This window comes from Tumidithrix helvetica PCC 7403 (assembly GCF_965232925.1).
Classification (GTDB): Bacteria; Cyanobacteriota; Cyanobacteriia; order Pseudanabaenales; family Pseudanabaenaceae; genus Tumidithrix; species Tumidithrix helvetica.
This window is the reverse complement of record NZ_CBDDRA010000039.1, coordinates 30,321-42,763: the sequence shown is the minus strand read 5'-3', so window position 1 is coordinate 42,763 and position 12,443 is coordinate 30,321. Positions and strand designations below refer to the sequence as shown.

The window sequence follows — 12,443 nt, the reverse complement described above, 5'->3', positions numbered from 1 at the left end:
CATTTAGCTTCTAATTCTCTTTTCATGTTTGAGCTTGACTTAGCCTTTGCAATTTCTTGCTCTATTTTCTCGTGCCTTTCTGTTGCTCTTGCCTTGCTGCCGATTAGTCCAAACTAAAGTAATTAAAACTTCGCATTTAAAGCATATTTTAGGCATATTTATTTTAAAAATAAAACAATCCCAACGAACCTATTAAATGCCCATTCCCTTACTTTTCAACTAAGATCTGCGCGCTTTCCCATTCTTCGGGTAAGCCATGTTTGCGATATTTCTCACAACGGGTGAGGTACAACTGCGCTGCAATATCTTGGGGATTGAGTTGCACAATGGTCTGAAAAAGTTGCTGGGCGCGGTCAAACTGTTGTTGATAATAAAGCACGATCGCTTCTTCAAAATTGCTCCGCGTGCGCGTCTTCAGTTGCTGTTGTAGCAAAGGTTCACTGTCGTAGATTTCAAAAACAGCAACCGCCTCTTGTTTCCCCTTGACCTTAACGCGATCGAGAAATCTGTAGCTGTACTGTTCCATATCTTCCAGTTGAAACAGTGTCTGTTCGCTAATGGCGATCGCTGTGCCATACATTTTCGTCAAGCCTTCCAATCGCGAAGCCAAATTCACGGCATCGGCAATCACCGTACCTTCCATGCGTTGGGCTCCGCCGATCGTGCCTAGCATCAAACTGCCCGTATGCAAGCCAATCCCAATCGTAATCGGTTTCTCTCCTCGGCGTCGGCGACTTTCGTTAAACAGAGCCACCTTTTTTTGCATGGCGATCGCACCAAGGACAGCATCATCAGGTGACTCTGGGAACAATGCCATCACCGCATCACCGATGTACTTATCAATAAAGCCTTTACGGGAATGAATTTCGGGCGTTACAACGCTGAGATATTCGTTGATAAAGTTAAAGTTCTCTTGCGGCGACATGCCTTCCGATAGGCTAGTAAAGGAACGAATATCGGCAAAGAGAATCGTCATTTCTTGTTGAACTTGGTCGCCCAACTTGACATCCGTAATACTTGCTTTATTGAGAAGTCGTAGAAATTCCTTAGGCACGAACCGCTCGTAGGCTAGGTTCAGTTCCATAATTTCGCGTGTGAACTTGTTGCGTTCTGCCTGTGCTTTTCGGCGTTCGGTAATATCTTGGAAAGCAGCGATCGCATAAAGAATTTCTCCCCTCTCATTGCGGATGGGTGTACCCCAAACTTCAATGGGAATGGTGCGATCGCCATGACGAATTTCCATATCATCTACGGAACTAATTTCCCCTTGCAGGGCTTTATAGATCGGCGAATCGGTAGTAGGGTAGATTTCATTTGTGTCGCGCACGTAGGCTTCATAGGCTTCGGAAAGCTTTGAGGAGGCTAAATTTTTGACCAGTCCTTTCCCTAGCAACTGCTCGCCTAGGGAATTGATGTAGTAAGGCTTGCCTTCGGCATCGATCACAAAGACGCCAACGGGCATGGCTTCGAGAAATTTTCTCAATCTCCGTTCGCTGGCTTGTAAGGCTTCGATCGCCTGTTGCTTCAACTCCTCTTGCACGGCATCGGCATGTTCGGTAGTGGCATCGAGCAAGATTTCTAGGTCGGTCTTTTCCTGTTCTAACTCCTCATGCTTGAGATTTAAATTGCGATTCTCGGAGATCAACTTGCAGAGGTTAATGTGGGTTTTGATTCTCGCTAAGAGTTCGTCTTTGGAAAAGGGCTTGGTCAGGTAATCATTGGCTCCAGCTTCAAATCCAGCCACGAGATCGGACACCTGATTTTTGGCAGTTAGCATGACGATCGGCAGTTCGCTCGGCAGGAAACGTTCCCGCAGTTTTTGGCTGACTTCGTAGCCAGTCATATGCGGCATCATGACATCCAGTAAGACTAGATCGGGCTTAAATCCTCGTTCAACCAATTCCAATGCTTCTAGACCATTGTTGGCTTGGGCGATCGCATAATTTGCCAGAGATAGGTTATTCGCCAACACCTGCAAGTTCACAGGTTCGTCATCTACGATCAAGATCTTGAGATTGCCTGCGTCGGCTACCAAGGGTGCAGCGAGCGGCGATTGGTTGGCAGAAGGGAGATTGCTAGCCCAGCCGTTGCGATCTGCGAGTGCTGGTGCGACAAATTCTGGTGCGACAAGACTTGGCTCCATTTCCACTGTTTCCTGCCCAGATCCTTCGTGCCCAACCTTTGACTGATGCGCGATCGCTGGACGATCGCTGGGGTGATGCTCTTGAGAATGCTCTTTAGCCATAGGTAGCGTAAAGCTAAACCGCGAACCTTCACCAACTTTAGAGGATACTGCGATCGCACCACCATGTAGTTCTACGAGTTGTTTGGTCACAGCCAATCCCAACCCCGTGCCACCATAGACCCTTGCCGTGGAACCATCTGCCTGCTCGAAGGATTCAAAGATGCGATCTAACTTGTCTTCTGGAATGCCGATACCCGTATCTACGATCGCAATTTCAATTTGGGAATTGTGCAAGAAGGATTGCAGACGCGCCGTCAGCGAACCGTCTCTGCTTAATGGTGTAGAAACATGCCCTGCCACAATCTTTGCCGAGACTTCAATCGTGCCCGTTTCGGTAAATTTGATCGCATTGCCAAGTAAATTGTAGAGAATTTGTTGCAGGCGATTTTCATCGGCATCGACCAAGGGCAGATCGGCGCTGACCGCATTCACCAATTGCAGGGACTTATTCCCAACTAAAGACTGGCATAGCACAAGCACAACACTGACAATTTCGCGGACGGCGATCGGTTTAATTTGCAGATCGATATTGCGGTGTTTCAGTCGCGAGAAGTCAAGGATATCGTTGACCAGCGTAGCCAGCCGCCGTCCTGCGGCAGCGATCGTATCGAGGTTGGACTTGGTATTGTCCGATAGTGGTCCTGTAGCACCATCAATCAACGACTCTGCCAATCCAATAATGCCATTGAGCGGTGTTCGCAGTTCGTGGGAAGTATTGGCTAAGAACTCATCTTTAAGCTTATCGAGTTCCCTCAATTTGGTGTTTTTGGCTTCGAGGGCAGTGAAAGAAGTCTGTAACTGTGCTGCCATACTGTTGAATGACTCAGCTAACACGCCTAATTCGTCGGAGCGATCTAAATGGACAGTTTTGGTAAAATCTCCTTCTGCCACAGCGATCGCCGCTTCTTTTAGTTTCAAAATTGGTCGGACGATCCAGCGAGCTGTGTACAGCCCGATCGCGATCGCCAGCCCTAAAGCTCCTAAGCAAAGCAGGATCGTCGTGCGCGTATTGTCGTGAATTTGCGCCATGAAGTCCGATTCGGGCACGACTACGACTACCAACCAGTCAATGCCGTGACGCTCTTGACAGGGCAGCACCTGTACGTAATGCCATTCGCCATCGATCTGAAATTTCAGTTGCTGGCTTTGGTGAATGTCGTTGAGATTGCGGAAGCGATCGCGTAAATACTGAGCCGTCGCTTTAACCATAGGACTATCACTATCCACAGCCTTCAGTCGTTCTATTTCGCGCTTCTCTCCTTCGCCTTTAATCCGAAATGGCTGAGGAATGGTCGAACTCACGACCAGATCGCCCGATCGCTCCATAATGAAACTTTGCCCAGATTGACTGATCCGCAAACCACGAAGAAATTCCGTAGTCTGTAGCAGCGTGATGTCAATAGCTAGAACGCCCTGTAGTTCTCCTTTCGGAGTATAAATGGGCAGGACGGAGGTAATACCCAACATGGTATTTTTGCGTGAGAAAAAGGGATAAATCGGACTCCAACTTTGTTTCCCAGTCTTAACGGCAGTTTGGAACCAAGGGCGCGATTGCGTATCGTACTTGGCGCGGGTTGCCAGCGTGTCGCGATCGCCGCGATCGTTGAGATAATAGACTTCGCGCATGGGGGCAGTCGAGCGATCGCGAATTTTAAGCTGAAACCTACCATCTTCCAGATGCTCGACACCAACAAATTCTCCGCGTGCATTGCCGAAATAAATATATGTTTCCAAATCATGGTTTTGCACGATTTGCCAAAAGTAGCGCTGTAGGGCAGGGAAGTCATCTAAGTTAATGTTGCCGCTCTTGATACCTGCATAGGTAACTTCTAGCGTCTGATGCGATTTGTTTAAATACTCAAGAACGTGCTGCTGAATCCGCGTGCTAATTTCGCTATTGAGTTGAGTTGCCAATTCGTCAACTGCCTTTTCGCCATTTTTAAATGACAGGTAGCCGACCAGTCCTACCGCACCGAAAATTTGCAGGACAAACGGCGCAATCAGAACCAGTCTTAGCGGGAGTCGCCCAGAAATTCTAGAAATCAGGGATGTTAAAACTTTCAACGAATTAACTCAATTTACTAGACGAACGTATCACTTAATGAAAATTTACCACGTTGCCGATTTGCCTGTCATGTGCGTAAAGACAGGAAACTGGGATTTTTAGTTATATATTCGTTATTTCGAGGTTATAGGTTTGTTACTTAATTGTTACTCAGTAACCCTTCGATATCTCACGCCATATCGTAACAATAGAGCTGTTTTCGTTGCCAAGCAATTAGCTTTTCCTCTTCACAGCCTAAATCTAGATCGACAAGCCTCAAATTCCTGCACCAGATCGAAAAAGATTTTTTAGGATCGAACATCTACATACATCTTTACCTTAGTGCTTTTATTTAAGCCTACAGTAGTTTATGAACTCTGCAAATCATAAGCATTGGGCATCACTGGGATTTCTCAGCTTTGCACGGATAGACTTCCATTCTTGAGCCAAATCGTACTCACTCGAGCGAATTGCTCTTCCATTGAGCCAAGGGTTGCGAGCATAGAAGATTGCATCTGCAACATCATCATAGGAACCCACAAAGAAGTTCCCGCAATCAAACTGCTTGATATGAGAACGCACCACTAGACGGATAGCGTTCCACTGACGCTGGTGACTCACATCTTCTAGCTGAATCTTTAAACCCTGCATATTTGGATTAGCCTGATAGAAAAATCTGTCAGTAAAGATATCAATCGCTTCAGCAGAAACATTCCTTTGCGCTAATTTAACTTGGATTTGTTGCGATAAAGCTAGTTGAGGAGAACTAAGACAACCGCATAAAAAAGCAAAACTTGCTGTCAGCCCTACTAGATGATTTTGTAGAGGGAGTATTTTCATGGTCGATTTGTCAAGATATTTACTGGCTATTCGTCAAAATACTTAAAAAAAGACGAAACATTTGTCTAAAAGTTTCTTGACATGCAAATTCTATTTTCAAGAAAGCTACGACATTGCTTTTTTGAAAAACCGCGTATTACGCGGAACTTAAATCCTAATTTATATCTCTATTTATATCTCTACCAGGGCTGACTGCCAGCGGTAGCCACTTCACGCAGTTTGAGATCGCAGCTTTGCAATACTTGCCCATCTAGTGCCGTTTGCTCGATGATGCTAGCGAGGCGTAGCGTTTTGAGTGCCTGCACCCCACCGACGGAAGGTTGTTGACCGCCGCGCACGCAGGCGACAAAGTGTTCTAGTTCGGCATTGAGCGGCTCAATATTGCTGGTATAGACCTTTTCGATTAAGCCATCTTGACGATATAAAATCTGACCGTAATCGGTCATGTAGTTGGCAGTGGTCTGACGATGAATCAAAATTTCGTTATTGAGAAAATCTGACTCGGTCAGGGAATTTTTACAGTGAGCCACTATGCGGCGTTGTTTGCGATGGGTAACTTTACTGGCGGTGAGTGTGGCGATCACCCCGCTATCAAAGCCAATGGTCGCTGTCACATAATCTAAAAAGCCCGAATCAGACACCTTATTGCCATGAGCCGTCAGCCGCGATACTTGCCCAGGTACTAGCTCGAGTAAAAGGTCAATGTCATGAATCATCAGATCGAAGACAACCGATACATCGTTGGCGCGATGGGAATAGGGACTCATACGATGCGCCTCGATCGCCAGCAAAGTCTCATGCTTGAGCACCTTACTCAGCTCTTGGTAGGCAGGGTTAAACCGTTCGATATGTCCCACTTGCAAGATGCGATTGCATTCCGCCGCAATATTTACGAGGGATTCCGCTTCCTCGATGGTTGCCGCGATCGGTTTTTCGATCAAAACATGGATGCCTGCTTTTAAACAAGTCAGACCGACATCATAGTGAAGCCGTGTCGGAACGGCTATACATACGGCTTCGACTAGAGGTAATAGGTCGTGATAGTCTTCAAAAAAACGCACGCGGTGCTTGCTTGCCGTGTCTAGCCCTCGCTCGACATTGACATCCGCAACCCCAACTAGCTCTACGTCTTTAAGTAAACTTAGAACCCTAGCATGGTGCTGCCCCATGTTACCAATACCAATTACGCCAACACGTATGGGTTCCAGATGACTACGATTGGGGTCCATATTCCTCACACACGCTCAATTTGAGAGGATCGTAACATAATTATTCGACTTGGGTTTCGTGTCTAGAGGTTTCATATCTAAAGTCGTGCTTAGCGACTCTATTCCCTAAATTATCCTGTATTTCTCATACCTGCGGCAATACCATTTACGGTTAGCAATGCTCCACGTAGCAATTCTTTCTTAGAGTAGCGCGATCGCAGGTTAACCGTATCGCTACTATGTTGCCGCAGGCGCTTAATCAGCGAAGCTTGAATAAACCCAAGCGGCACAATCGATCCATTTCGTAGTTGTACCGATCGCTGCAAGTCCCGATCTTCATCGAGCAGTTGCTTGTGCCCAGAAATGTGCAGAACCACGTTGCAAGTGCGTTGGTACTCTAGGGAAATTTGGGTAAATAAGCGATCGAAGTCCTCCTCATAGCCTGCTTCGGTTAGCTCGCGTACATAATGATGGGCAATTTGCAGATCGGTTTTGGCGAGGGTCATCTCGACACGGGAGATCGCAGTTTTAAAGAAGGGCCATTTGGCATAAAAGAATTGCAAAAGCGTCAAGTGACCTTCAGGGTTTTCTAGCAAAAACTCCTCTAAAGCCGTACCGACACCATACCAAGAAGGCAAGAGAAATCGGCTTTGCGTCCAGCCAAACACCCAGGGGATTGCCCGCAGGCTGCCTAAATCTCGCTTGCCAGCGCGACGCGCTGGGCGGGAGCTAATTTGTAGCTGGCTAATTTCTTCGATCGGGGTAACTTGATGGAAAAAGTCCACTAACTTTGGTTGTTCGTAGATTAGGTCGCGATAGACCTCGCGCGATCGCACCGATAGGTCTTCCATGGCATCTAGCCAAGAGGGCAGGGTATCAGAGCTAGTGGGTAGCAGTCCTGCTTGAATGACGGCAGTGGCGATCGTCTCTAGATTGTAGAGGGCAATTTCAGGTAACGAGTACTTAGAAGCCAAAACTTCGCCCTGCTCGGTAATCTTGATGCGTCCGTCGATACTGTGACCAGGTTGCGCCAAAATCGCTTCGTAGGTCGGTCCACCACCCCGCCCCACCGACCCCCCGCGTCCGTGGAAAATGCGTAACTCGACCCCATATTTTTGACTGGTTGTCTGTAGCGCTTTTTGGGCTTTGTAGATTTCCCAATTACTACTGAGAAACCCAGAATCTTTGTTGCTGTCAGAATAGCCCAACATCACTTCTTGAAGGTTTTGATGGCTCACCAAGTAGCAACGGTAGAGGGGCAACTCAAACAATTCTTGTAAAACCAGAGGAGCGTGTCTGAGGTCATCTACGGTCTCAAACAGGGGCACAACCGATAAAGTCCCCGTTCCCGTAGCAGGATCGTAGAGCCCTGCTTCTTTGGCGAGCAGCAGTACCTCTAAAATGTCACTGACACTATGGTTCATGCTGATCACATAGGTGTTACAGACATCGACCGAAAATTCTTTCTGTAACTTGGTCACCATGCGAAACGTACTGACAGTCTCGTTGGTTTTATCGGAAAAGCTGAGGTGGTTGGGGATCATCGGTCGCCGCGATTGCAACTCACTGACGAGCCACTGCACGCGCTCTGCCTCATTCATGTGCTTGTAGGAACTGGGCAAAATCTTGAGCGTGTCTGCAATTTCGGCAATGGCATCGCTATGACGTCCGCTTTCTTGACGAATATCGAGGTGCGCCAGATGAAATCCATAGACTTCGACTTGGCGAATCAAGTACTGTAAAGCTTTGCAATTGAGATCGGTCTCTTGCAGGCTGTTTTGAATCAAATGTAATTCTTCTAAAAATTCCGAGGCACTCTTGTAAGCACAGTCTTCTAAGGCTTTGGTAGACTGCATGTACTCAGAAGCCTGCCAACCATTTGCCCGTACCTGCGCGTTGCGATCGCGGGTATTTTCTAGTCGCTGGCGAATGTAGGCCAATTTGAGGCGATAGGGCTCTTGACGAAACTTGATCGAATTGGTCTCATAGACCTCTGGCATCTGCACCTGATCTTGGCTGAGCGAGTTTAAGATGCCCTCAGACACATCCGATAGGTTTTGCGACAGAGATAGCAAGCTCGATAATTTGGCGATCGAGGCAATGTATTTCTCTAAAACTAAATTGCGCTGATAGCAGGCGGTTTGCCATGTCACGGCTGGCGTCACAAAAGGATTGCCATCGCGATCTGAGCCTACCCAAGAGCCAAATTTACAAAAGTTATATTGGGGTGGCTTTAAGGTTGGAAAAGAGTCTTTCATGGCAAACTCTAGGCGATCGTACAGAATCGGAATCGCATCAAACAGTACTTCTTGAAAGTAGTGCAGTGTATAGTCTGCCTCATCTAAAACCGTGGGTTTGGCTTGGTTAAGTTCATCGGTGCGCCACCACAGCCGAATCTCCTCCGCCAACTGCTCTTGGAGAGATTCTACTTCCCAGCTATGCACAAAGGCAGGTGTGGGGTCTTGCTCATCCGCATCAAAAATGGTCAATTGATCGAGCTGCTTTAGCATTTTGGCAATGCTGCGCTGCTTATCTCGGATGGTGTGGCGTACGATTTCGGTGGGGTGAGCCGTAAACACAAGCTGGATATCGAGATTATCTACGAGGGATTGAATTAAGCGGGGTGGCACATTTAACCGCTTTAACTCTGGAAATAGCCAGCGAAACGTACCAACAGGAAATTGCGATTCGCCACTGAGCGAATTGATCCGATTTTGGCTGGTTTCTTCTTGTTCGTGGCGCTGCTCGACGATATTGATCAGTTGAAAGTACATGGCAAAGGCTCTCGCTGCCGTAATTGCTTCATTCAAGTCAAGGCTTTCGACCACCTTTAGGACTTCCTGCGCGGGATATTCGGGTGCTTGTCCCTCTGGGGAACACATGTCGCGCAAACGCCGCAACAAATCTACGAGTTCCTGACCGCACTCTTTAAGTAAAACAGACTCTAATAAATCCTCAACAATCTTGAGTCGATAGCGCAATCGAGAATTAGTTAGACGCAATGTGTTTTGAGAATTGACGATCTGAACTAAGGACTCTGATAGCGAAACTGCTGGGGAATTCATTAAAAATTTCTCCGTTCTCATCTTTGACTGACTCGTTTACGCACACTACCGCGTGTAAACACGTGCAAACGTGAAACGCATACCTATTGTTTCTATACCACACTAGGCTATGTGTTTGTTACTTGTAGACTTTTTTGGCTTAAACACCCGATTAAGTCTGCAACTTACTTAAATTATTAAGTAACATAAACATAGTGTTGAATTTTTAAGATTGAAATCGAATAAACCATAGGAAATCTTCAGGTTTTATGTCTGCTTTATCTATACGCTCTATACCGACTTTGAAATTTGATGTCTTGATTGTCGGTGCAGGGATGGTCGGAGCCAGTCTTGCCTGTGCGTTGGGGGACAAGTGCAATCCAGCAAATCGCAGCTTAAAGGTGGGCGTAATTGAAAGCAAAGCTGATTGGCTAAAAGGTCAGTTTGGCGATGATGGTCGGGCAAGTGCGATCGCTTTGGGATCGACCTACATCTGGCGAAACATCGGTGTGTGGGATGGAATGAAGCAGCGGGGCGTTACCCCCATGCACACCGTGCAAATCTCCGACGGGGACTTTCCCCATCAAGTGCAGTTACAACGGGACGACATGGGAAAAGAGGCACTGGGGTTTATTGTGGAAAATGCGGTTACCCAAGCCTCTCTGTGGGAGTTTATGCAGCAATGCCAAAACATTGATGCGATCTGTCCCGCCTGCATTACCGATATCGAGTATTTGCAGGCTGCGGATCGGATGCGGGTAAAAATCAGCTCAGGGGGTGGGGAGCAAATCCTAGAGACGAAACTTCTGGTGGGGGCTGACGGCGGACGCTCAGTCGTGCGGGAGTTGGCGCATATTCCTGTAAGCGAACGGCTATACGAACAAACCTGCATTGTCGTTACGGTCAAGTCTGAGCATTCTCACAAAAATATTGCCTACGAGCGATTTCAGCAGAGTGGGCCCTTTGCGATCTTGCCCCTCGAAAGCGATCGCTGTTGCATTGTGTGGACAGCAACCCGTGATGAGACCCCTGACTTACTTGCCTTGAGCGAGGCGGATTTTATGCAAGCCCTCAAACAGCGCTTTGGCAAGTCCTTGCTAGCAAGCCTTGGCAAGCTCTCTCTAGAGTCTCGTACCCGTGCTAGCTACGTACCGCGTTGGATGCATTCAAAGACCTACATTCAGCCCCGTCTAGCCTTGATAGGCGATGCCGCCCATACCACCCACCCCGTCGCGGGGCAGGGCATGAATTTGGGCATTCGCGATGTGGCGGTATTGGCAGAAGTTGCGATCGCGGCGCACCAACAGGGTGAAGATCTGGGCTCCATGGTTGTTTTAAAGCGCTATCAGTCCAAACGATGGTGGGATAACCTGGGCGTAATCTTGTTAACAGACTTGACCAATCGATTATTTTCTAACCAGAATTGGTTGTTTAAGGGATTTCGTCGCTTAGGTTTACTCGCGATCGCTACTCTGCTACCCGCCAAAAAAGCCTTGATGTTTCTGATGATGGGCTTACATCAAACTAGAGAAGTTCGTCCAACTCGCGATCGCGAGTCTCAAGCCGTTGTAAATTCTGCGAGATCGTAATGCTAGGCGATCGCTTCACCCAGAAACCGATCCTAGACTTGACTCATGATGTAAAATTCAGCTCTCTAGCTTCAGTCAGGCACTTGCCTAAATGATTAAATCATTTTAAAGTTTCGGTTTAGCGGATAACACTTTTGCAAAAGCCTTTATACTAGCGGCTGTGAAACTATTTAAGATTTTTCCATTCTTCGATCGAACTGTAGGAAAGTGGGCTACCGAAGCGAGGCTGCTACGATGGCTCACGTTCCTATGGCTATTTGTGGGTTTGGCAGTCCTGTTCTCGGCATCCTACGCAGTGGCAAGAGCAGGGACAACCGATGGTCTGTATTACGTCAAAATGCAGTTGGGCTGGGTCGTACTTGGATTGCTACTCTTCAATGCAGTCATCCATTTCCCACTGCGGATGCTGGCAAAAATCGGCAGTATCTGTCTGTTTATCGTCTTAATTTTGCTATTTGCCACCCATATTCCAGGGGTGGGGACAACTCGGAATGAAGCAACGCGCTGGATTTCTGTAGCAGGAATTCCAGTACAGCCCTCAGAGCTGATTAAACCTTTTTTAGTCTTACAAGCTGCCCAATTATTTGGTCACTGGTCGCGGATTAGCCCCCTGCGGCGGACAATGTGGTTAGGCGTCTTTTTACTGGCATTGTTGGGAATTTTGCTACAGCCAAGTCTGAGCGTCACCGCTTTATGCGGACTTACACTGTGGCTGATTGCCCTAGCCGCAGGTTTGCCGATGTATCAAATGCTTGGAACTGGAGCGCTTGGAATCGTTGCAGGTGTGGCAAGTGTCTCGATTAATCGTTACCAGCTAGTCCGCATCATGTCTTTTTTAGATCCTTGGCCAGATCAAGCGGGTAGTGGTTATCAGTTAACCCAGGGTTTAATGGCGATCGGCTCGGGTGGCGTTTGGGGAAAAGGCTTTGGCTTTTCTGAAATGAAGCACTTTTTGCCCTATCAAGATACAGACTTTATTTTTGCAATCTTTGCCGAAGAATTTGGCTTGGTCGGTAGCATTAGTATTATTGTGCTACTGCTGATCTTTGCGGGTGTTGGCTTAATCGTTTCATCCAAGTGTAAAGATCCCTTTGTGCGTTTGGTTGCTCTTGGTGCGACCGTGTTACTTGTGGGGCAGTCCTTTCTCAATATTGGGGTTTCCGCAGGTGTATTGCCGACAACAGGTTTACCCTTTCCTTTCTTTAGTTACGGGGGCAGTTCCATGCTCTCTAGCTTGTTTGTCGCTGGCATGTTAATTCGGGCAGCACGCGAGATGTCTGCTGCCGAAGTACTACCATTCAAGCGGTCTTCTTCCACCGACCCAAAAGATTTTAGAGCCCAAAGGCAGGAAAAATTGGCAGCATCAAAGCGACGTCGTAGCTTTTCTGTGAAGTGACATCCTCCCAATGCCAAACTGAGTACAGTTATGGTAAGAGTTTTATAGCTCACCAAACTCCTGCTCATTTTGATCGA

General features: G+C 47.4%; 6 protein-coding genes. 2 read left to right on the top strand and 4 right to left on the bottom strand.

Translation table 11 applies throughout. The annotated features are described in order from the left end of the window. Nucleotides 1-208: 208 nt before the first annotated feature. The 4 genes from ACP2WE_RS23845 to ppc all read right to left on the bottom strand — a co-directional run bounded on the left by ACP2WE_RS23845 (nt 209) and on the right by ppc (nt 9,402). Complete coding sequence (locus tag ACP2WE_RS23845; protein WP_425218018.1) at nt 209-4,309, bottom strand: response regulator; 4,101 nt, start codon at nt 4,307-4,309, stop codon at nt 209-211. Between the two features lie 364 nt (nt 4,310-4,673). Continuing rightward, entirely contained in the window at nt 4,674-5,129 is a 456-nt protein-coding gene (locus tag ACP2WE_RS23840; protein ID WP_425218017.1) for a hypothetical protein, read from the bottom strand. A 179-nt stretch (nt 5,130-5,308) separates the two neighbouring features. After that, nucleotides 5,309-6,358 carry a Gfo/Idh/MocA family oxidoreductase gene (locus tag ACP2WE_RS23835; protein WP_425218016.1) on the bottom strand — a complete coding sequence of 350 codons (1,050 nt, stop codon included), beginning with the start codon at nt 6,356-6,358 and terminating at the stop codon, nt 5,309-5,311. Nucleotides 6,359-6,468: 110 nt separating this feature from the next. Continuing rightward, nucleotides 6,469-9,402 carry a phosphoenolpyruvate carboxylase gene (gene ppc, locus ACP2WE_RS23830; protein ID WP_425218015.1) on the bottom strand — a complete coding sequence of 978 codons (2,934 nt, stop codon included), beginning with the start codon at nt 9,400-9,402 and terminating at the stop codon, nt 6,469-6,471. Nucleotides 9,403-9,650: 248 nt separating this feature from the next. Here ppc and ACP2WE_RS23825 point away from each other — a divergent pair, with 248 nt between their 5' ends. Further along, nucleotides 9,651-10,970 carry an FAD-dependent monooxygenase gene (locus ACP2WE_RS23825; RefSeq protein WP_425218014.1) on the top strand — a complete coding sequence of 440 codons (1,320 nt, stop codon included), beginning with the start codon at nt 9,651-9,653 and terminating at the stop codon, nt 10,968-10,970. Nucleotides 10,971-11,130: 160 nt separating this feature from the next. After that, a complete protein-coding gene (locus ACP2WE_RS23820; RefSeq protein ID WP_425218013.1) occupies nt 11,131-12,366 on the top strand; it encodes an FtsW/RodA/SpoVE family cell cycle protein in 1,236 nt (411 codons plus the stop codon). Nucleotides 12,367-12,443 lie beyond the last annotated feature (77 nt).

Bases quoted from the DNA above. Each gene is read 5' to 3' on its own strand.
- ACP2WE_RS23825 (WP_425218014.1), top strand. From the start codon at position 9,651: ATGTCTGCTTTATCTATACGCTCTATACCGACTTTGAAATTTGATGTC.
- ACP2WE_RS23835 (WP_425218016.1), bottom strand. From the start codon at position 6,358: ATGGACCCCAATCGTAGTCATCTGGAACCCATACGTGTTGGCGTAATT.
- ACP2WE_RS23840 (WP_425218017.1), bottom strand. From the start codon at position 5,129: ATGAAAATACTCCCTCTACAAAATCATCTAGTAGGGCTGACAGCAAGT.
- ppc (WP_425218015.1), bottom strand. From the start codon at position 9,402: ATGAATTCCCCAGCAGTTTCGCTATCAGAGTCCTTAGTTCAGATCGTC.